Source organism: Acidovorax sp. DMC1, assembly GCF_056314325.1.
Window position 1 is genome coordinate 116773 of the sequence record NZ_JBQUYO010000007.1, and the last position, 21366, is coordinate 138138.

A 21366-nucleotide genomic window follows, 5' to 3' on the forward strand; every position below is an offset into this window, starting at 1 on the left:
TGGAAATCAACGGGTCACAGCGGCGGCGGGCGCCTCGGGCTTGCGGTGGAAACGCACGCGCTTGAGCCACAGCTGCAGCGCGTGCCAGTGAATGCGGGCGATGATGGCCAGCGTCATGGCGGGGTAGCCCCACAGTGCCTGGCGCAGGGTCTCTGGGGTGATGGCCTGCAGGGTGCCGCTCACGCTGGTCTGGATGAGGGGGCCGGTGTCGTCGTCGTGGTCGATGCGCACCACGGTGCGGCCCGCATCTTGTGCACCGGCCTTGGTACTGGCCTCGGTGCGCATGAAGCGGAAGCGATAGCCGCCGCTCACCTCGCAAAAGGGAGACACATGGAACACCTTGCGCGCCTGCTGTTCCACGCCGTACTGCGGCGTGTCCAGCAGGTAGCAGTGGCGCTCGCCAAAGGTGTTGTTCACCTCGACCACGATGGCGCGCAGGTGGCCGTCTGCACGGTGGCAATACCAGAAGCTCACGGGCTTGAAGGTGTAGCCCAGCACGCGCGGGTAGCAGTGCAGCCAGACCTCGCCCGTGGCGTCGGTGATGCCTTCGGTGTGCAGCAGCTCGTCCAGCCAGGCCAGCGCACCGCCCTGCGCGGCGTTGCGGCCGTCGCCATGGTCCACGTCATGAAAACTGATGGCACCGCCGCGGTTCACCGCCAGCGGCGTGTGTGTGCCGCTCAGGCTGCGCATCGGCAGCATCAGGAAAAACGTGGGGTAGGCAAACGCATGCCGCCGGGGCCGCAGCCGCGTGTGGCGCACCTGGCCGAAGCCGATGAGGGGCGCTGCGGATGGGGCCGGGGCGTGGCTCACGCGGCCTCCGCCAAGGGGGCTGGCAGGGCTGCCCTCAATTGCTCGGCCACGGCCAGGCCGGATTTGAGGCCGTCCTCATGGAAGCCGTAGCCCGTCCAGGCGCCGCAGAACCAGGTGTGCTGCTGCCCTTGCAGCTTGCTCACCTGCTGCTGCGCGCGAATGGCGGCCATGTCGAACACCGGGTGGGCGTATTCGTAGCTGCCGATCACGTGGTCGGGCGCAATGTCACGCACTGGGTTGAGCGAAACGACCACGGGCTGCGCAAAGGGCACGGGCTGCAGCTGGTTGATGAGGTAGTGCAGGCACACGCGGGCCGACTCGCGGCTGCGCTGTTGGGCGCGCTCATAGTTCCACGCGGCCCAGGCGGCACGGCGCTGGGGCAGCACGGACGTATCGGTGTGCAACACTGCGCGGTTGGCCTGGTAGCGGATGGCGCCGAGCACGGCGCGCTCCTGCGTCGTGGGCTGGGCCAGCAGCGCGAGGGACTGGTCGGAGTGTGTGGCCAGCACCACCTTGTCAAAGTGTTCGGTGCGGTCTGCAGTCACCACGCGCACACCGGCGGCATCACGCTCAATGCGGCGCACGGGCGTGTTCAGGCGCTTGTCGGCAATGCCCGCCACGATCTTGTCCACGTAGTGGCGCGCGCCGCCGGACACCGTCCACCACTGCGGCCGGTTGCTCACCTGGATCAGGCCATGGTTGTGGCAGAACCGGATCATGGTGGCCACGGGGAACTTCAGCATCTGGTCCGTGGGGCAGCTCCAGATGCAGCCCAGCATGGGCAAGAAGTACCAGTCGCGGAACGCGTCGCCAAAGCGGTGCTCGCGAAGGAAGTCTCCCAGGGGCTGCATCAGCGCGGCCTCGGCCTGCTTTTCGGCAATGCGCGTGCACAGCTTGTTGAAGCGCAGCAGGTCGCGCAGCATGCCCAGAAAGCGCGGGTTGACCAGGTTGGAGCGCTGGGCAAACACGGTGCTGAGGTTGGTGCCGCTCCATTCCAGCGCGCGGCCACCGCCGAGGGCTGCGGGCACCTGCACCGAGAACGACATGTCGGATTTGGCCGTCTCCACGCCCAGCTCGGCCAGCAGGCGGATCAGGTTGGGGTAGGTGCGCTCGTTGAACACCAGAAACCCGGTGTCCACGCCGTGGGCGACGGGGGTGCCCGACGCATCGGGCAAGGTGACATCGACGGTGTGGGTGTGCCCACCAAAGTAGTCGCCCGCCTCAAACAGGGTGATGTCCGCCTGGCCGCGCAACTGGTGCGCGACGGAGAGCCCGGAGATGCCGGAGCCGACGATGGCGATTTTCATGGCCGGCCCCCTCTGGCCGGCGCCTGGAATAAAAAGGTTGCGAAGCGTCCCGAAACGAATAAGAGAGGGAGGGAGGAGAAGCGCTCCAGGAGGTCAGTCGGAACCCAGGGGCCCGAAAGGCTTCGCAACGTTAAAACTGTACGCCGCGCAATCGTCTTGCGCAATGGATAGAGTGGGGCCGCTCCGGCGAAGTTCCAGAGGGCGCCTGTATTTTTTTTCAAGAAATGTAAAGAAGTCATGGCGCTTACCGGGGAGTAGGTAGGGCGAGCTGCTGTTCGATGGCACGCACCAGGCCCTTGTTATCCGGCCCGGTCAGGCTGGAGTAGTTATCCACCAGCTTGCCGTCGCGGCCCAGCAGGTACTTGTGGAAGTTCCAGCGGGGCGCCGTGCCCGACAGCTGGGCCAGCTGCTGGTACAGCGGCGAGGCCTCCGGTCCTTTGACGCTGCTCTTGGCAAACATCGGAAATTTCACCCCGAAGGTGTTTTCGCAGAAGTCGGCGATTTCCTTGTTGCTGCCTTTTTCCTGGGCAAAGTCGTTGGACGGGAAGCCCAGCACCACCAGCCCCTTGTCCTTGTAGCGGGCATACAGCTCTTCCAGCCCCTTGTACTGGCCGGTAAAGCCACAGAAGCTGGCCGTGTTGACCACCAGAACCACCTTGCCGCTGTATTGGCACAGCGACTGGGGCTTTTCGTCCTGCAGGCGCGGGAAGGTGTGCTGCAGCGTGGCCGGGCACCCGGCAGGCGCGTCGGCCGCCTGGGCGGCGGGCGCCAGCAACAGCCAGGCCCCCAGGGCGGCGGCGGTCGAGAGGAGTCTTGTAAGGCGGTTCATAGGACTTTGGGCAGTGAGTACGGCCAATTTAACCATTTCATCATTTTTTGTCCACATGAGTTTTTATTTGTACTGCATGGTTTACGTGGCGCGCACGCGTTTGGATTCAGATTTCGGTAGGAAACGGGACGCGGGGGCAAAAAGCGGCCGCGCAGTGCCACCGGCGCCAGCCCATGGCTGGGCAGGGAAAGAAGGGGATACGGCGCAGTCCCAGTGCTAGGCGGTTGGGGGCGGGCATGGGCCGGCGCTCCCTGTTGGTATCAGGGGAAACTGTGGCCCGCCGCAGACAGCGGCGGCGCTTGGAACCGGGGGCATGCAGCGCCCTCCAGGCCGTCAGACCATCTGCAGCAGGCGGTCCAGCGACAGGTTGACGCGTACGTCCTTGAACGCCACCACGCCGGTGACCTTCCAGGGCGGCATGCCCGTGTCGCGGGGGATGGGTTCGCCCGTGGCCATGCCGTCGCGGTTGGTCACCACGGCCACGCGGGGGGTGGTGGCGGTGGTGCCCCGGCGGATGACCACGCCCACTTCACGGCTGGCCAGGCGCACAAAGGCACCGGGGGGGTAGACCCCCAGCGTTTTGACGAGGGCGGCGCCGGCCTCGTCCACCTGGTGTTCTTCGTCGTAGTAGCTGGCCTGCATGGCGGCGGTGACGGGCATGGGCAGCCGCGCCGCACGGGGAGCCAGGCGGGCGCCAAAAATGTCGGCACGCTGCAGCAGGCGCGCCATCTGCTGGGCTTCGGTCTTCTTGGACAGCGGCCCGGGCGTGCGGTGGTGGTGGCAGCGCACGGCCTCCAGCCACACCGGGTCGGCCACGCCCAGGTGGCGCAGCAGCGCCTCGGACCGCGCCGCGTGGTCTTCCACGGCCGCGATCTGGGTCGCGGTGAGGGGTTGGGTCTGCAGCACCAGCTGGTCCTGCAGCTCGGTCATGGCGATGTTCATGCTCAGCGCCGCGTGCCCCAGTTGCTGCACGCGGCTGCTGGGCCAGCGCAGCATCTCGCGGGCGACCACCATGCACACGCAGCTGACCAGCATGGAGTGGGTGGCGCTGTACATGCGCGTTTCCTGGGCCGAGAGGTAAATCAGGCCCAGCAAGGTGGCGTCGGGGGTTTGTTCGCAATGGCGCGCCAGCTCGTCGTGCAGCGCCTGGAAGCGCCCGCCGAAGTCGCTGGGCGACGGAGCGCGCAGCAGCTGCGTGGCGCGCAACTGCAGCTCGGGCCAGTCGGGCAGGGTCTTGCCTGCACGCGCGGCGGCTGCAGCGGCGGCCTGCTCGCCCGCCGTCATCTTCATGGCGGCGATCTCGCCCAGGTTGGTGTCGGCGATCAGCATGCGCTGCAGCTGCGCCAGGTAGGCGCGGTGGCTGCCGCCGGATTCGTCGGTATCCACGCACAGCTCGCGGCCCCGTTCGACCAGCTTGGCCAGCTCGTCGCGGGTGCGGATCACATAGCCTTTTTGCGCCAGCAACACGCCATCGGCCCCCCGCAGCACAAAAGGCAAGGGGTGGCCCAGCTGGATGGATTCGATGTTGAGGCTGACGAGGTTCATGGTGCGCGTTGCATTATCCGACGGCTACCCCCCGCCAAAGCCCGCGCAACCCCCGTGATTGCCCTGCTTTTTGGGCTCACGCCGGGGGCGCCAAGTGCTGGCGTCAGGGGGCGGAGTGCGGTGCTGAGGGCGCCGTGGCCGTGGCTGCGGGGGCCGCCGGTGCGCCCGGGGCATGGCGCCCCCCGCGCAGGCGGCGGGCCAGCCGCCCAAACCCCCGTCCCAGGTCATCCACCCCGGTGAACACCGCCGGAATCACCAAGAGGCTCAGCAGCGTGGAGGTGATGAGCCCGCCAATCACCGCCACCGCCATCGGCGAGCGAAAGCTCGCGTCCGCAGCCCCCAGGCCGATGGCGATGGGCAGCATGCCCGCGCCCATGGCCAGCGTGGTCATGATGATGGGCCGTGCGCGCTTGTGGCAGGCGTCGATCAGCGCCTCAAAACGCGTCATGCCGTGCTCGCGCCGCGCCAGGATGGCGTATTCCACCAGCAGGATGGAGTTCTTGGTGGCAATGCCCATGAGCATGATCAGCCCGATGAGCGAGGGCATCGAGAAGCTCTTTTGCGCGATCAGCAGTCCCACAAACGCGCCGCCCAGCGACAGCGGCAGCGCCGCCAGGATGGTCACCGGGTGCAGGAAGTCCTTGAACAGCAGCACCAGGACGATGTAGATGCACAGCACGCCGGTGAGCATGGCCAGGCCGAAGCTGGCAAACAGCTCGCCCATCATTTCGGCGTCACCAATCGTGATCTGGCGCACACCGGCCGGCAGGTTCTGGATGGAGGGCAGCGCCTCCACCGCCTTGGTCACGTCGCCCAGCGGCTGGCCCGAGAGTTCGATCTCGAAGTTCACATTGCGTGCGCGGTCATAGCGGTCCACCACGGCCGGGCCGCCGCTGAACTCCAGCGTGGCCACCTGGCCCAGCATCACCGGGCCCTTGGCGCCGGGCACGGGCAGACGCTCCAGCAGTGACAGGTCCTTGCGCGCATCGTCCTGCAGCTTGACGACGATGGGCACCTGGCGCGCAGCCAGGTTGAGCTTGGGCAGCGACACGTCGTAGTCACCCACCGTGGCAATGCGCAGGGTTTCAGCGATGGCGCTGCTGGTCACGCCCAGGTCGGCGGCGCGGGCAAAGTCGGGGCGCACGGCGATCTCGGACCGCACCAGGCTGGCGGTGGACGAGATGCTGCCGAGGCCCGGAATGGTGCGCAGGTCTTTCTCGACCGCCAAGGCGGCCGTGGTCAGCGCCTGCGGGTCGTCGCCCGTGAGCACCAGCACGTACTTCTCGCCCGAGCCACCCAGGCCCACCTTGCTGCGCACGCCGGGCAGCGTCTCCAGCGCGGCGCGGATCTTGTTCTCGATGCCCTGCTTGCGCGGCCGGTCGCCGCGCGGGGACAGCAAGATGGTCAGCGTGGCCTTGCGCGTTTCGGTACTGGCGCCGCCCATGAAGGGGTCGGTGCCGGCCGAGCCGCCGCCAATGGTGGTGTACACGCTTTGCACATGCTCCACCTGGGCGATGCGCTGGCGCGCGTCTTCGGCCACGGCACGCGTCTGCGCCAGCGTGGCACCGGGCGGTAGCTCCAGGTACACCTGCGTCTGCGAGTTGTCGTCCGGCGGGATGAAGCCCGTGGGCAGCAGCGGGATCAGCGCCAGCGAGCCAATGAAAAACGCGGCTGTGGCGATGAAGGTCATCCACCGGTGCTTGATGCACCACGCAGCCCAGCGCAGGTACACCGTCATCCAGCGCGGCTCCTTGTGGTCACCCACGATGGGCTTCAGTATGTAGGCCGCCATCATGGGCGTGAGCAGGCGGGCCACCACCAGGCTGGCAAACACCGCGAGCGACGCTGTCCAGCCAAACTGCTTGAAGAACTTGCCCGCAATGCCGCTCATGAACGCCGTGGGCAAAAACACAGCAATGAGCGTGAAGGTGGTGGCGATCACGGCCAGGCCAATCTCGTCGGCCGCCTCCATGGCCGCCTGGTAGGGCGTCTTGCCCATGCGCAGGTGGCGCACGATGTTTTCGACCTCCACGATGGCGTCGTCCACCAAAATGCCCACCACCAGCGACAGCGCCAGCAGCGTGATCACGTTGATTGAGAAGCCCAGCCAGTACATGCCGATGAACGCCGGGATCACCGACAGCGGCAGCGCCACGGCCGACACAAACGTGGCTCGCCAGTCGCGCAGGAACAGCCACACCACCAGCACGGCCAGCAGCGCGCCCTCGTACAGCAGGTGCATGGAGCCGTCGTATTCCTCCTGCACCGGCTGCACGAAGTTGAAGGCCTCGGTGATTTCCAGGTCGGGGTGCTGCGCGCGCATCTCCTGCAGGGCCGCCTGCACGGCAGCGCCCACTTCGACTTCGCTGGCACCCTTGCTGCGCGCCACCTCAAAACCCACCACCGGCTTGCCGTTGAGCAGGGCCAGCGCGCGGGGTTCGGCGATGGTGTCTGTCACCGTGGCCACCTGGTCCAGCCGCACGTGGCGGCCGTCCGACAGTGCCAGCGTCAGGCCCGCCAGCTCCTGCGCCGACTGCACCGTGGCCAGCGTGCGCACCGGCTGCTCGCTGCCGCCCAGGTCGGTGCGGCCGCCGGCACTCTCCGTCTGCACCAGCCGCAGCTGGCGCGACACATCGGCCGCCGTGGCGCCCAGGGACTGCAGCTTGACCGGGTCGAGTGCCACATGCACCTCGCGCTGCACACCACCCACGCGGTTGACGGCGCCCACGCCGCGCACGGTGAGCAGCTTCTTGGCCACGGCGTCGTCCACAAACCAGGACAGCGCCTCGTCGTCCATGCGGGCCGACGCGATGGTGAAGGCCAGCACGGGCTGCGCGGCGAGGTCCATCTTGGTCACGATGGGGTCGCGCACGTCACCCGGCAGGTCGCCGCGCACACGGGCCACGGCGGAGCGCACGTCGTCCAGCGCCTCCTGCGTGGGCTTCTCCAGCCGGAACTCGGCGGTGATGGTGGCGCCGCCGTCCTGCACCTTGGTGTAGATGTGCTTGAGGCCCTGCAGCGTGGCGATGCTGTTCTCGATCTTGCGCGCCACGTCGTTCTCCAGCTGCGCGGGCGAGGCGCCGGGCAGCGCCACGGTCACGGAGATCGTGGGCAGGTCGATGTCGGGAAAGTTCTGCACCTTCATGGCGTTGAAGGACAGCAGGCCGCCGAAGGTCAGCAGCACAAACAGCATCAGCGCCGGTATGGGGTTCTTGATGGACCAGGTGGATACATTCATGTGGAATGCTCCTTAGTTGATAGCTGCTTGCGCATGATCCACTAGCGCTACAGGCACTTTTTGTATGAAATGCAGGCTGGAGGACTGCTTGCCAGCCGCTGGCGCCGCCGCAGGGGCCGCCACGCGCACCAGGTCGCCATCGTTCAAAAAGCCCGCACCGCGCACAGCGACGGGGGCTCCAGCGTCCAGGCCCGACAGCACCTCGACCCGGTCGGCCACGCGACGGCCGGTCTGGACCTTGCGCATCTGCACGCGCTGGTCTCCGCCCACCACAAACACGTACGAGAACCCGTCGCGCACCACCAGCGCCTCTTGCGGCACGGTGAGTGCGTCGCTGCTGCCCAGTGCGAACTCGCCCCGCGCAAACATCCCGGCACGGAAGTCGGTGTTGGCGGGCAGGTCCACGTAGACCAGCGCATTGCGCGTTTGCGGGTCCACCGTGGGTGCGACCATGCGCACGGAGCCCTCGGCCACGGCGCCGCTGGCGGCGGTGACGCTGACCTTGGCCCCGGGCTGGATGCGCCGCAGCTCGGTGGACGTGACCTCGGCGCGCCACTCCAGGCGGCCCTTGCGCACCATGCGGAACAGCTCCGTACCTGCCCCCACCACCGCGCCCACGGTGGCCGTGCGGGCCGAGATCACGCCGCTGTCAGGCGCCACCACCTGCGTGTATTTGAGGCGCAGCTGCTGCGCGTTCAGCGCGGCCTTGGCCGCTTCCACGCGGGCCTGGGCGGTTTGCTCGGCCGTGGTGAACTGCTGGATCTGCTGCTGGCTGAGTGCGCCCGTGGCTTGCAACGAGCGGGCGCGGTCGGCATTGGCGGCGGCCTCGGCCGCATTGGCCTGGGCTTCGAGCAGGCTGGCGCGGCTCTGGGCCACATCGGCCAGCACCGTGTCGGCCGAGAAGGTGGCCAGCACCTGCCCGGCCTTGACCACATCGCCCACGTTCACACGCACCTCGGTCAGGCGCAGGCCGTTGCTCTCGGCCCCAATGCTCGCCTCTTGCCAGGCCGCGATGTTGCCGTTGGCGGCCAGGCGCAGCGGCACCTGCATGCGCTGCGGTTGCGCCGTGCTGACGGTGAGCGCAGGCCGGGGCTGGCCCGCCTTAGGTTCATCGGCGGCACGCGATGCACCCGAGAAAACCAGCGCACCGCCCGTGGCCAGCACGCAGGCGGTAATCACGGCGAAGGCGGTGGGGGAAAACTTGAAGGAGAAGGAGGAGTGTTGCATGTGCATCTGTCCTGAAAAATTCATATCCGCTGTGCATGGTGTTGGGCGTCGTCCACTGCGCTTGAAACCGGCGATGCGCAGGAGAGGCGCAAAGCGCCTCAGGGGGTGTCTCATAGCTTCCAGCCGCCGCCAGCGGCGCGGTACAGCGCAATCCAGGCGGTCTGGCGCTCGTGCTGCAGCGCGATCAACGCGTTGTCGGCGGCCAGCGCTGTGCGCCGGGCATCTTCCAGCTCGACCAGGCTGGCCAGGCCTCCGCGCCAGCGCGCCTCGGTCGCGTCGAACGATGCGCGGTAGCCGTCGGCGGCAGTGCGCGCGCTGGCACTGCGCTCGGCCGTGCTTTGCAGGCGCACCAGGGCCTGCTCGACCTCGCTCACGGCCTGGCGCACCTTGGCGCGGTACTGCGACGCGGCCTCGTCGTAGCGGGCCTGCGCTGCATCGGTCTGCGCGGCACGCCGGCCACCGTCAAAGAGGGGAACGCTGAGCGCCAGCGGGCCGATGGTCCAGGTGTTCAGGTCCGTGGTCACGCCCCCCGTGCGCACCTGGGCCGCGCCCACGCTGCCGCTGAGGGTCAGGCGTGGGTAGCGCTGGGCCTGGGCGCTGGCGACGTCGGCACTGGCAGCCGCTACTTCGCGCTCAGCGTTGTACACGTCGGGGCGCTGGGCCAGCACCTGGGCGGGCAGTGCGTCCACGGTAAACAGCGTGTCCGGGGCCGCAGCCACCGGCTGGGCCAGCCGGGTGCGCAGGGTGGGTTCTTCCCAGCCGGTGAGCGCCACCAGGGCCTTGACTTCCACATCGCATTGCATGCGCTGCTGTGACGCACGGGCCTGGGCCTCGGCGGCGCTGGCACGGGCCAGTGCGGCCGTGGCGGGCGCCGTGAAGCCCGCGCGCTCACTCAGCTGGGACAGGCGGGACGTTTCACCACGGGACTGCGCGTCGCGCTCGGCCACCTGCTGCTGGGCCAGGCAGGTGCGGATGCTGCTGGTCTGCTGTGCTACTTCGGCCGCCACGCTCACACGCGCCTCGTGCCACAGGGCCTGTGCGCCCGCCAGCCGCTCATCGGCCGCAGTTTTGGCGGCGCGGTTGGCGCCAAACAGGTCCAGCTCCCAGCTCGCCTGCAGTCCGGCCTGCGATGTGGTGGCCACGCGGGCCAACTGGTCATTGAAGCCCCGGCTGGCGCTGGCCTGAGCGTCAAGCGCGGGCAGCAAGGCCGCCCGGCTACCGACTTGCGTGGCGCGGGCCTGCGCAATGCGCGACTGGGCCTGCGCGATGCCCGGGCTCACGGCCTGGGCGGCGTCGATCAGCTCGACCAGCAGCGGGTCTTGCAGCTGGGTCCACCAGCGGGCCATGTCCGTGAGGGAACCCTGGTGCGGCAAGGGTGCCTGCCAGCCCATGGGCACGGGTGTTGCGACCTGCGCTGGGGGTGCGGTGGTGGAGCAGGCCACCAGTGGCAGGACCAGCGCCAGCCACAGGGGTTTGTGTGAGATCAGTCGCATGTGCAAGTCACTCTGGGGTACGGGAAGAGGAGGTTTTTTTGGCGGACGCAGCAGCGCGGGCCGTAGCGCGGCGCTGGCGCTCCCCGTCCACCATGAACTGGGCAAAGTCCACCAGCCGTGATGTGGTGGCGGCCAGCCCCCGTGGCGTGGCGGTGAGTCCGGGGCGCACCGCCTGCACCACGTCGCGGCCCACGTAGTACTGCAGCGCCAGGGCGGTGATGGCCATGGCAAGACGGTGTACGTCGTCATCGGCGGTTTTCAGGCCGAACTCCTTGCACAGCAGACCCACGAGCGCGGCGTGCGCGGGCTTGATCTCGCACTCCAGCTCCTGCTGCCACAGCCCGGTCGGGTCCAGCATTTCGCGAAAGTGCAAGCGCATGCACAGCTCGACCAGATCGCCTTCGTGCAAGGGTTGCATGAAACTCTGGATCAGCAGCTCGATGAACGCGGGCAAGGTGTCCGGCCAGGCATCCACGGCGATGGGACTGCCCATGGGTTCGGTGAACGCCGCACGGTACAGCCCGTTCTTGTCGCCAAAGTAGTAGCTGATGGAGGCCGGGTTGACCCCCGCCGCCTGGGCAATGTCGCGGATGGATGCCTTGGCAAAGCCGTTTTCGGCAAAGAGGCGCAACGCTGCGTGCAGCAGTCGTGCACGGGCCTGCGGTCCTTCCGTCGGCGGTGGTGGGGGCATGGAAGGCCGGGGCGACCTGGAAGCTGAATCTGGCATGGAGCCGGATTACAGCACTATTTAATCAAACGATTGATTAAATTTTTGTTTCAGAAAATGTCGGAGGTGTTTCGGCTTTGCCTCTGCCAGTGCGGAGCGGCTGTTTGGAGCGGGGGCTGGGCAGATCGGATGGAGGTTTTGCACCATCCGAATATAGGGTGTGGAGGGGGAAGGCGACCCCTCCAGAAGTCGGCCGTCCCCTGCGCTGTGCGCCCGTCGATCAGGCCGATGCGGCGGCAGAGCCGAAGACCGCTGTCCACAGCGCCAGCACGGCATCGCGCTCTGTCTGCAGTGCGGGGGGCGTGACCTGGGTGGGCGCCTCGTCCAGGCGCGCCACGTGCTGCACCCGGCGCAGTTCGCGGTACGCGTCGGCGGCTGCGTGGCCCACACCGGCAGGCAGCAGGCCCACTTGCTCGGCACGCTGCAGCAGCGCAATGTTGCCCAGGTTGCCGCGCAACTCGGGGTGGGCCGCAGACTGCGACAGCACCAGGTACTGCACGGCAAACTCGGCGTCCACCATGCCGCCCGGGCTGTGCTTCACGTCAAAGCGGCCGGCTGGCGTGGGGTGAGCCGAGCGCACCCGCTCGCGCATGGTCACGATCTCGTCCTTCAACGCCAGCGGGTCGCGGGCGGAGGTGATCACGGCCTCACGCACGGCGTCGAAGCGCTCGCGCAAGGCCTCGCTGCCCATCACGAAGCGCGCACGGGTCATGGCCTGGTGTTCCCAGGTCCAGGCGGTGTTGCTGCCGCGTTGCTGCTGGTAGTTGGCATAGGCTTCAAAGCTCGTGACCAGAAGGCCCGAGTTGCCGTTGGGCCGCAGGGCCGTGTCGATCTCGTACAGGTCGCCCTCGCCCGTCTTGACGGTCAGCCAGTTGATGAGCTTGCGCACAAAGGCCGCATACACCTCGGGGGCGCGTTCGTCGTCGTCATCAAATACAAAGACGATGTCCAGGTCGCTGCCGTAGCCCAGCTCCTTGCCGCCCAGCTTGCCGTAGCCAATGATGGCGAACTGGGGCTCGTCGCGGTGGCGGTTCTTGAGGCGGCTCCAGCACCACTGGCTGGTGATGCGCAGGACGCTGTCGGCCAGCGCGCTCAGGTCGTCGGCCACCTGCTCGACGGTGATGCGGCGCTCCACGTCGCGGGCCAGGGTGCGGAAGGTCTCTGCATGCTGCGCGCGGCGCAGCAGGTTGAGCAGGGTTTCGTCGTCGTCCTCGCCGGTAGAGCGCAGCGACGCCAGGCGCATGCCCAGCTCGCGTTCAAAGTCGGCCACCACAAAACGTTCGGACAACAGTGAGTCGCCCACCAGTTCGTCGATCACGCCAGGGTGCTGCAGCAGGTAACGCGCAGGCCACTTAGCCGCGCCCAGCAGGTGCAGCAGCTGCTCGTGCACCGAGGGCCGTTCCAGCAGCAGCGCCAGATAGCTTTCGCGCCGCAGCAGCGGTTCCAGCCAGTTGGCCAGGCGCACGGTGGCCTCTTCGGTGACGCGTCCTTCCTTGAGCCACTGGGCCGTGCGCTGCACCAGGCGGAACAGGCGGGCCCGCGCCTCGTCACGCAGCCCGGCCACGCGCGGGTGGTTGCGCCATTCAGCCACACGCTCGCGAAAGCCCGGTGGCAGCTGCTCCAGCAGGCCTTCCAGTTCCGGGGGCGGCGGTGCCGCTGCCCGGGGGCCGCCACAGCCGCCGCCGCTGCATTGCTTTTTGCCGTTGCCTCCCAGCAGGGTGTCGAACTCCTGGGCCACCAGCTCACGGTGTGCGTCCAGCTCGTGCAGGAAGGCGCAGCAGTCCTTGTAGCCCAGGGTGCTGGCGATCCAGGCCAGGTCGTCATCGCGCGTGGGCAGCACGTGGGTCTGCTGGTCGTCCAGGTACTGGATGCGGTGCTCCACCCGGCGCAAAAACACATAGGCCCGGGCCAGCGCGTCGGCGGTCTCCTGGGGCATCAGGCCCGCGTGGGCCAGGCGCTGCAGCGCATCCAGCGTAGGGCGGCGGCGCAGCTCGGGGAACTGCCCGCCGCGCACCACCTGCAGCAGCTGCACGGTGAATTCGATCTCGCGGATGCCGCCGCGCGAGAGCTTGACGTCGTTGGCGCGCTCAGGGTGTCCGGCGCTGCGTTTGGACGCATGGTCCCGGATCTGGCTGTGCAGCGAACGCAGCGCGTCGAACACGCTGTAGTCCAGGTAGCGGCGGAACACAAACGGCAGCACCACGCCGCGCAGGGCTTGCACCTCGGGGCGGCCAATGCAGTCGCGCGGGGCCACCACGCGGCTCTTGAGCCAGGCAAAACGTTCCCACTCGCGGCCCTGCACCTGCAGGTATTCCTCCAGCGCGGCCAGGGACACCGACGCAGGGCCGGAGTTGCCGTTGGGCCGCAGGGCAAGGTCCACCCGGAAGACAAAGCCATGCTCGGTGGTGTCGCCCACCAGGCTGTAGATGGCCTTGACGGCGCGCGCAAAGTATTCGTGGTTGGAGATGCGGCCCCGGCCATCGGGCATGCCGGCAGTTTCGCCATCGTGCTCATACACATAGATGAGGTCGATGTCGCTGGAGACATTGAGCTCGCGGGCGCCCAGCTTGCCCATGCCGATGATCCACAGCTGCACGGGCTGGCCCTGCGGGCCGCGCGGTGCGCCGTGGCGTTCGTCCAGCTCGCGGCGCGCCTGCTGGCAGGCGCGGTCCAGGGCCAGTTCGGCCAGTTCGGTCACGGCCCGGGTGATGTCGGCCAGGGGTGTCTGCGCCTCGCAGTCCAGCTGGATCAGGCGTTCCATGACCAGCTGGCGCAGCACGCGCAGCGCGGTGCCGGTATCGCAGCCACGTGCGCACAGGGCGTCGTAGGCCTGTTCCATGGTCGCCAGCACCGGGATGCCCGGGGGCAGCAGGGGCAGGTCGTTGGCGTAGCGGCGGTGCAGGCGCTGGTAGAAGCGGGAATGTTCGGCCAGGGGGCCCTCGGGCAGGGGCTGGTGGCAGCGGGGGTCAGACAGAGAGGGATGCATGGCAGCCACAGCCGGATGTTGGAAGGGGAGCGGGGTGCTGGTGTGCGGGCCCGACGGCATACAAAAGCTCACTGGGCACTCGGGTCACGAGTGAACCCACGCCAGGGCTGCGGGTCATAATTCCTGCCACTTTCCATCTCACCATGATCGATCCCACCTCGCACCCCTCACGCCTGCTGAAAATAGTTGCAGGTTTTGCGCGGTGGTCGCTGGGCTTGTTGCTCGCGTTCTGGCTGCTGCTGACCATCGCATGGGGGGCTCTTCATGGCTGGATTGTGCCGCGAATCGGTGATTTCCGCCCACAGTTGCAGGCGCAGGCCGCACGGGTATTGGGGGTTCCCGTGCAGATCGGCGCCATCGTGGCCCGCACCGAGGGGTTGATCCCGTCCATCGAGCTGTCTGACGTCGCGCTGCTGGATACGGCAGGCCGTACCGCGTTGCGCCTGCCTCGGGTGGTGGTGGCGCTGTCGCCCCGTTCGCTGCTGCAGTGGGGGTTCGAGCAGCTTTACATCGAAGGCCCGGACCTGGATGTGCGCCGGGCCAGCGACGGGCGCATCTATGTGGCGGGGCTGGAGTTTGCCCAGAACCAGGGCGATAGCAGCGCGGCGGCCGACTGGTTGTTCTCGCAGGGCGAGGTCTATATCAAGGGTGGCACGGTGCGCTGGACCGACGAGCAGCGCGGCGCCCCCGAGCTGGCGCTGGAAAAGGTGGACCTGGTTTTGCGCAACGGCAACTGGCACCACAACCTTCGGGTGGATGCCACACCGCCGCCGGAATGGGGCGACCGTTTCAGTCTGGTCGGTCTGTTTCGCGCGCCGCTGCTGCGCGCCCGCGATGGCAACTGGAAGCACTGGAGCGGCCAGGTGTTTGCCCACTTCACGCGGGTCGATGTGTCGCACCTGCGGCACCATGCCGATGTGGGCATCGAGGTGGCGCAGGGCCGGGGTGCGCTGCGGGCCTGGGCCGATGTGCGCAGCGGGCAGGTGGTGGGCGTCACGGCCGACCTGGCTCTGGCCGATGTGAACACCACGCTGGCGGCCGATCTGCGCCCGCTGGTTCTACCTTCCATCCAGGGCCGGCTGGGGGGGCGTCGGCTCACCGGCGGGTTTGAATTCTCGACGCAGGCGCTGCAGTTCCAGACCGACGACGGCCTGACCTGGCCCGGCGGCAACTTGCGGCTGGTGCACACCGATGCCAACGGCAAGGCCCCGGCGCAAGGCGAATTACGGGCCGACCGGCTGGACTTGGCGGCCCTGGCGCAGGTGGCCAGCCGTCTGCCGCTCGGAGCGGCCGCCCACGACGCCTTGCGCAACTACACGCCCCAGGGGCTGGTGGACGAGATCCAGGCCTCCTGGAAGGGACCGCTGGATGCGCTGCAGCAGTACCAGGTCAAGGGGCGCATCCAGGGGCTGGCGCTGGCCGGTGCCACTGATGGCGCAACCCCCGCCCACCTGGGCCTGCGGGGCGCCAACGTGGACATCGACATGACCCAGGCAGGGGGCAAGGCGGCGCTGACCATGGCGTCGGGGGCGCTGGTGCTGCCGGGGGTTTTTGAGGAGCCCGTCCTGCCGCTCGACCGGCTCAGTGCCGACGTGCGCTGGCAGGTGGACGGTGGCCGCATCGCCGTGCAGGCCAACGATGTGCAGTTTGCCAATGCCGACGCGCAGGGAGATGCCCGTGCCACCTGGCATACCAGCGACCCCTCCAAGGCGCCCCACCGGTCGCGTTTTCCGGGGGTGCTGGACCTCACCGGCACGCTGCACCGCGCTGACGGCACCCGGGTGCACCGCTACCTGCCCCTGTCGATTCCCGCCGAATCCCGCCACTACGTGCGCGATGCGGTGGTCGCCGGCAGCGCCAGCAATGTGCAGTTCCGCGTCAAGGGCGATCTGCACGACCTGCCTTTCAATGACCCCAAGCAGGGCGAGTTCCGCATTGCGGCGCGCGTCAAGGACGTCACCTACGCCTACGTACCCACCGCGCTGCAACCCGCAGGCACCCTGCCCTGGCCTGCGCTGACCGATCTGGGGGGCGAGCTGATTTTTGAACGCTCGTCCATGCAGGTGCGCGGCGCCAGCGGCGGCTTTGCGGGTAGCAAGGGCTTGCGCCTGTCCAAGGTCGAGGCACGCATTCCAGATCTGGCGCATACCGTGGTCGGCGTGAGTGCCGATGCGCGCGGCCCGCTGGCCGAGCTGCTCACGCTCATGACCACCTCGCCGCTGGGCCGTATGACGGGCAATGCGCTGGAGCAGGCTAGCGGCACGGGCAACGCCGACTTCCAGCTGCGGTTGAGCCTGCCCATCAGCGACATCAACAAATCCAAGGTGCAGGGCAGCGTCACGCTGGCGGGCAACGAGCTGCGCATCACCCCCGACACCCCTGCACTCACCCGCGTGCGGGGCGCGGTGCAGTTCAGCGAGACCGGGTTTTCGCTGTCCAATGTGCAGGCCCAGGCGCTGGGCGGACCCGTGCGGCTGGAAGGCGGCATGCGCGCGCTGGCGGCCAATGCCCCGGCCACCGAGTCGGCGGTGCAGATCCGTGCCCAGGGCACCGCCACGGCCGAGGGGCTGCAGCAAACCCCGCAGCTGGGCATGTTGTCGCAACTGGCGCGGCGGGCCACCGGCAGCACACCGTACACACTGGCCCTGTCGTTTCGACGCGGGGTGCCTGAGCTGCAGGTGAACACCAGCCTGCAGGGCCTGGCCCTGGCCTTGCCGCCCCCGCTGGGCAAGGCTGCGGATAGCAGCCTGCCCCTGCGTTTCGACAACCAGGTAGCGCGCGAATCGCTGGTGGGCTTGGCGAACAACAACGGCAACGGCAGCAATGCTCCCCCGCTGCGGGACCAGATCACGCTCGACCTGGGCGCGCTCGGTTCGGCCACCTATGTGCGCGACCTGAGCGGCCCCCAGCCCCGCGTGCTGCGCGGCGCCATCGGTGTGGGCCTGAGCAATGGCGAGTTCGCCCCCATGCCTGCACAAGGTGTGGCCGCCAACATCAATCAGGGCAAGCTGGACGTGGATGCGTGGGACGATGTGCTCATCCGGGCCACTGCCGCCGAGTCCACCGCGCGCAGCGCTGGAGCGACCGCCGCACCGGCGGGGCAGGCTATGGCGCAGGACTATCTGCCCACCACGCTGGCGCTGCGTGCGCGGGAACTCACTCTGCAAGGCCGCACCTTGCACAACGTGGTGGCAGGCGCGCTGCGGGAGGGCACCACCTGGCGTGCCAACCTCGATGCCACCGAACTCAATGGCTATCTGGAATATCGCCAGCCTGGGTCGCCCGAGTTCAGCAACGGCCGCTTGTTTGCCCGCCTGTCGCGGGTGAACATGCCGCAAAGTGATGTGACCCAGGTCGAAGAGCTGCTCAACGAGCAACCGGGCAACTTGCCCGCGCTGGACATTGTGGTGGACGACTTTGAGCTGCGGGGCAAGCGGCTGGGGCGGGTGGAGATGGAGGCCCAGAACCGGGGCGGTGAGGGCGTGTTGCGTGAGTGGCGCCTGTCCAAGTTCAACATCACCGCGCCCGAGGCCGCGTTCACCGCCAGTGGCAACTGGGCAGTGCTCAACGCCGCTGCGGCCGGCCCCCGCTCTGCAGAGCGGCGTACGGTGCTGAGCTTCAAGCTCGATATTCGCGATTCGGGCGATCTGCTGGCCCGCCTGGGCATGGCCAACGTGGTGCGGCGTGGCAAGGGCCGCATGGAAGGGCAGGTGGGCTGGATTGGCGCGCCCTTCAGCCCCGACTACCGCAGCATGACGGGGCAGATCAACCTGAATGTCGAATCCGGCCAGTTTCTCAAGGCCGATCCCGGGCTGGCCAAGCTGCTGGGCGTGCTCAGTTTGCAGTCGCTGCCGCGCCGGCTGACTCTCGATTTTCGCGATGTGTTCAGCGAAGGTTTTGCATTCGATTTTGTGCGGGGCGATGTGCGCATCGAGCGCGGCGTGGCCACCACCAACAACCTGCAGATGAAGGGCGTCAACGCAGCCGTGCTGATGGAAGGCAGCGCCAACATCGACCAGGAAACGCAGGACCTGCGTGTGGTGGTGGTGCCCGAGATCAATGCCATGACCGCCTCGCTCGTGGCCACGGCCATCAACCCGGTGATTGGCTTGGGCAGCTTTTTGGCCCAGGTGTTTTTGCGCGGCCCGCTCATCGAGGCGGCCACGCAGGAGTTCCGCATTGATGGCACCTGGACTGACCCCCGGGTGGTGCGCGTCGCGCGGCGCGGGCGCGAAGCCAGCCCTGCCACCGAGGCGACGCCCCGCGTCAGCCCGCCCCCCAAGACCGGAGAACCTTCATGAAAGTCGCTGTCATCCAGATGGTGTCTGGCACCTCGCTGGACGACAACCTGCGCGCGGCACGCGCGCTGCTGGAGCATGCCGCGCAGGGCGGCGCCGAGCTGGCGGTGCTGCCGGAGTATTTTTGCCTGATGGGGCACAGGGACACGGACAAGCTCGCCCTGCGCGAGACCGCTGGTTCTGGAGTGATCCAGCAGTTTCTGGCCGACACCGCACGCGCGCTGCAGATATGGATTGTGGGGGGCACCCTGCCAATGGCCACCGATGTGCCGGACCGGGTGCGGAATACCACGCTGGTCTTTGACCCGACGGGTGCCTGCGTTGCGCGCTACGACAAGATCCACCTCTTTCGCTTCAGCAACGGCGCTGAACAGTACGACGAAGGCCGGGTCATCGACGCTGGCGATACCCCGGTGCAGTTTGACTTGCAAGCCCGCAGTGGTCAGCGCTGGCGCGTGGGGTTGTCCGTGTGTTACGACCTGCGCTTTCCGGAGCTGTACCGCGCGCATGCCCGAGCGGGGGCCGACCTGCTGCTGGTGCCCAGCGCCTTCACGCACACCACGGGCCAGGCGCACTGGGAGGTGTTGCTGCGTGCCCGCGCGGTAGAAAACCTGGCCTATGTGCTGGCCCCCGCCCAAGGCGGCGTGCACGCCAACGGTCGCCACACCTGGGGCCACAGCATGCTGGTGGACCCCTGGGGCAGCATCCTCGCGCAGCGCGATCAGGGTGCTGGCGTGGTGGCCGGTGAGTTGGACGCGCAGCGCCTGAGTGCCGTGCGCGCCCAGCTGCCCGCATTGACCCACCGCGTGCTGTGAAACCCACCCCCGTCAAACGCACCCTGCTGCAGCGCTGGCGCGGCGCCTGGCGGCGCTGGTCGTTATGGACCGCGCTGGTGCTGCTCGTGGTCTCCATGCTGGCCACCATGGTGTGGCTGGCCGGGCGGTACGAAGCCAGCCAGGTGCAGACGCGCCTGGAGCGCGACACGGCCGATGCAGTCTCGGACATCCGCACCGCGCTGACGCACAACCTGCAAAGCCTGCAGGCCCTGCCCAGTGACAACCCGAGCCACCTCGCCTGGGAGGTCGAGGCGTCCGACCTGCTGCGCAACCGGCGCGAGCTGGTGCGCATTGAGTTGCGCGATGCCAACCTGCGCATGCGCACCCACGTGCAGTCGCCCTACCGCCCGGTGGCCTGGGACATGCGGCTGCGCGACAGCGGCCAGTCGGATCTCACCATCGCCTGCGCCAACGCGCGTCGCCTGGGGGGGCCGGCGTATTCCAGCAGCTACTTCCAACCCCATGGCGACGGCCTGGGCTCGGAGATGATGGAGCTGTGTGTTCCGCTATCGGCCAGCGGCCGCACCCTGGGGTATCTCGTCGCGACCTATGCGCTGCAGGACATCCTGGCGAATCTGGTGGGGCACAACCTCACGCGCAGCCAGGAAGCCTCCTTCACCGAGGCCGACGGCACCCGGCTGGCGGTGCTGGGCGCGGCGCGCCGGGGGTCGCGCATGTTTTCGGCGCAGCACCTGCTGGACTTGCCGGGCAGCACGCTGGTGCTGCGCATGGACAGCTGGCACAGCGCTCCCAGCCTGTTTCCCAATGTGCTGACGGCCCTGGTGACGGCCATGTCGATTGCGCTGGTGACGGTGATGGTGGTGCTGGTGCGCGACAACCGCCGCCGCCTGCGCGCGGAGCGCGACCTGGCCGATGCGCTGGCTTTTCGCAAGGCGATGGAGGACTCGCTGGTGACCGGGCTGCGCGCGCGCGACCTGGAGGGGCGCATCACCTACGTCAACCCGGCCTTTTGCGAGATGGTGGGTTTCAGCCCGCAGGAGCTGCTGGGTCTGAGCATGTCTGCACCCTACTGGCCACCCGAGCGTGTGGAGGAATACCGCCAGCGCCAGGCCATCCGCTTTGCAGGCACCATGCCGCCGCGCGAGGGCTTCGAGTCCGAGTTCATGCGCAAGGACGGCACGCGGTTTCCCGTGCTGATCATCGAGGCGCCGCTCATCAATGCCCAAGGCCAGCACACGGGCTGGATGAGCGCGTTCCTGGACATCAGCGAGCAGCGCCGGGTCGAGGAGCTGTCCCGTGCCTCGCAGGAGCGTCTGCAGGCCACGGCACGGCTGGCCACGGTCGGCGAGATGGCCTCGTTGCTCAGCCACGAACTCAACCAGCCGCTGGCCGCCATCTCCAGCTACGCCAACGGCTCTATCAACCTGCTGGAACATGCCACGCCCGCCAGTGTCGGAGCCAGTGCCGGTGCGTCCACCCCCGAACACGATGCCCTGGAGGATGTGCGCATGGCCATGCGCCAGATCGCCCGACAGGCCGAGCGGGCGGGCCGCGTGATCAAGAGCGTGCACGACTTTGTGCGGCGCCGCGACCAGGCCCGCGAGGCCGTGCATGCGCAGCAATTGCTTGATGCCATCCTGCCGCTGGTGAGCCTGCAGGCCCGCAAGCTGGGGGTGCGCGTGAACACATCCATCGAGCCCGGCCTGGCGCCCGCGCTGTGCGACCGCACCATGGTGGAGCAGGTGCTTCTGAACCTCGCGCGCAATGCCATGCAAGCCATGGATGACCCTGGGGTGCGCAATCGTGTGCTGGATATCCGGGTGCGGCGCGCAGCCTCCAACCCGCACAATGGCTGGATTGAATTTGCCGTCACCGATGTGGGAACCGGGATTCCTCCCGAAGTCGCAGAAAAGCTGTTCACCCCGTTCTTCACCACCCGCCCCGAGGGCATGGGCCTGGGGCTGAGCATGTGCCGCACCGTCATCGAACAACACGGCGGTTTCCTCGGATTTGCGCCGAATGAGCCCCGTGGTACGGTATTTACCTTCACGCTGCCTGTGAACAATGGCGCCACGTCCTGAGGCATATGGCATGGGACTGTGCCGAGCC

Annotated in this window: 12 protein-coding genes; 3 read left to right on the forward strand and 9 right to left on the reverse strand. The window is 68.0% G+C overall.

Annotated features, from left to right (window positions below; translation table 11 throughout):
- Positions 1 to 6 precede the first annotated feature (6 nt).
- The 9 genes from ACT531_RS15420 to glnE form a co-directional block, all read right to left on the reverse strand.
- Complete coding sequence (locus ACT531_RS15420; protein ID WP_476017970.1) at positions 7 to 810, reverse strand: DUF1365 domain-containing protein; 804 nt, start codon at positions 808 to 810, stop codon at positions 7 to 9.
- Positions 807 to 2117, reverse strand: coding sequence for an NAD(P)/FAD-dependent oxidoreductase (locus tag ACT531_RS15425; RefSeq protein ID WP_476017971.1), 1311 nt, complete (start codon positions 2115 to 2117; stop codon positions 807 to 809). The genes ACT531_RS15420 and ACT531_RS15425 overlap by 4 nt, the downstream gene beginning before the upstream one ends.
- 244 nt (positions 2118 to 2361) lie before the next feature.
- Positions 2362 to 2946, reverse strand: a complete 585-nt coding sequence (locus ACT531_RS15430) for a glutathione peroxidase (RefSeq protein WP_043565794.1) — start codon at positions 2944 to 2946, stop codon at positions 2362 to 2364.
- 333 nt (positions 2947 to 3279) lie between these two features.
- On the reverse strand, positions 3280 to 4491 hold the full coding sequence (locus tag ACT531_RS15435; RefSeq protein ID WP_209816838.1) for an HD-GYP domain-containing protein: 1212 nt from the start codon (positions 4489 to 4491) through the stop codon (positions 3280 to 3282).
- Positions 4492 to 4594: 103 nt separating this feature from the next.
- Complete coding sequence (locus ACT531_RS15440; RefSeq protein WP_476017972.1) at positions 4595 to 7729, reverse strand: efflux RND transporter permease subunit; 3135 nt, start codon at positions 7727 to 7729, stop codon at positions 4595 to 4597.
- 12 nt (positions 7730 to 7741) lie between these two features.
- Positions 7742 to 8956, reverse strand: coding sequence for an efflux RND transporter periplasmic adaptor subunit (locus ACT531_RS15445; RefSeq protein WP_476017973.1), 1215 nt, complete (start codon positions 8954 to 8956; stop codon positions 7742 to 7744).
- Between the two features lie 110 nt (positions 8957 to 9066).
- Positions 9067 to 10449 carry an efflux transporter outer membrane subunit gene (locus ACT531_RS15450; protein WP_476017974.1) on the reverse strand — a complete coding sequence of 461 codons (1383 nt, stop codon included), beginning with the start codon at positions 10447 to 10449 and terminating at the stop codon, positions 9067 to 9069.
- A 7-nt stretch (positions 10450 to 10456) separates the two neighbouring features.
- Positions 10457 to 11140 carry a CerR family C-terminal domain-containing protein gene (locus ACT531_RS15455; protein WP_238990828.1) on the reverse strand — a complete coding sequence of 228 codons (684 nt, stop codon included), beginning with the start codon at positions 11138 to 11140 and terminating at the stop codon, positions 10457 to 10459.
- A 256-nt stretch (positions 11141 to 11396) separates the two neighbouring features.
- Positions 11397 to 14162: a bifunctional [glutamate--ammonia ligase]-adenylyl-L-tyrosine phosphorylase/[glutamate--ammonia-ligase] adenylyltransferase gene (gene glnE / locus ACT531_RS15460; protein ID WP_476017975.1), complete on the reverse strand. Its 2766-nt coding sequence runs from the start codon at positions 14160 to 14162 to the stop codon at positions 11397 to 11399.
- A 143-nt stretch (positions 14163 to 14305) separates the two neighbouring features.
- Between glnE and ACT531_RS15465 the strand changes: the two genes are divergently transcribed.
- The 3 genes from ACT531_RS15465 to ACT531_RS15475 are packed head-to-tail and all read left to right on the forward strand — an operon-like array spanning position 14306 to position 21338.
- On the forward strand, positions 14306 to 18463 hold the full coding sequence (locus ACT531_RS15465) for a YhdP family protein (protein WP_476017976.1): 4158 nt from the start codon (positions 14306 to 14308) through the stop codon (positions 18461 to 18463).
- Positions 18460 to 19275, forward strand: a complete 816-nt coding sequence (locus ACT531_RS15470) for a carbon-nitrogen hydrolase family protein (RefSeq protein WP_476017977.1) — start codon at positions 18460 to 18462, stop codon at positions 19273 to 19275. The genes ACT531_RS15465 and ACT531_RS15470 overlap by 4 nt, the downstream gene beginning before the upstream one ends.
- Complete coding sequence (locus tag ACT531_RS15475) at positions 19272 to 21338, forward strand: two-component system sensor histidine kinase NtrB (protein ID WP_476017978.1); 2067 nt, start codon at positions 19272 to 19274, stop codon at positions 21336 to 21338. Before ACT531_RS15470 ends, ACT531_RS15475 begins: the two co-directional genes overlap by 4 nt.
- Positions 21339 to 21366: the final 28 nt, after the last annotated feature.

Coding starts and splice junctions, on each gene's coding strand:
- ACT531_RS15430 (WP_043565794.1), bottom strand. CDS start 2,946: ATGAACCGCCTTACAAGACTCCTCTCGACCGCCGCCGCCCTGGGGGCC.
- glnE (WP_476017975.1), bottom strand. CDS start 14,162: ATGCATCCCTCTCTGTCTGACCCCCGCTGCCACCAGCCCCTGCCCGAG.
- ACT531_RS15425 (WP_476017971.1), bottom strand. CDS start 2,117: ATGAAAATCGCCATCGTCGGCTCCGGCATCTCCGGGCTCTCCGTCGCG.
- ACT531_RS15470 (WP_476017977.1), top strand. CDS start 18,460: ATGAAAGTCGCTGTCATCCAGATGGTGTCTGGCACCTCGCTGGACGAC.
- ACT531_RS15435 (WP_209816838.1), bottom strand. CDS start 4,491: ATGAACCTCGTCAGCCTCAACATCGAATCCATCCAGCTGGGCCACCCC.
- ACT531_RS15445 (WP_476017973.1), bottom strand. CDS start 8,956: ATGCAACACTCCTCCTTCTCCTTCAAGTTTTCCCCCACCGCCTTCGCC.
- ACT531_RS15440 (WP_476017972.1), bottom strand. CDS start 7,729: ATGAATGTATCCACCTGGTCCATCAAGAACCCCATACCGGCGCTGATG.
- ACT531_RS15450 (WP_476017974.1), bottom strand. CDS start 10,449: ATGCGACTGATCTCACACAAACCCCTGTGGCTGGCGCTGGTCCTGCCA.
- ACT531_RS15465 (WP_476017976.1), top strand. CDS start 14,306: ATGATCGATCCCACCTCGCACCCCTCACGCCTGCTGAAAATAGTTGCA.
- ACT531_RS15455 (WP_238990828.1), bottom strand. CDS start 11,140: ATGCCCCCACCACCGCCGACGGAAGGACCGCAGGCCCGTGCACGACTG.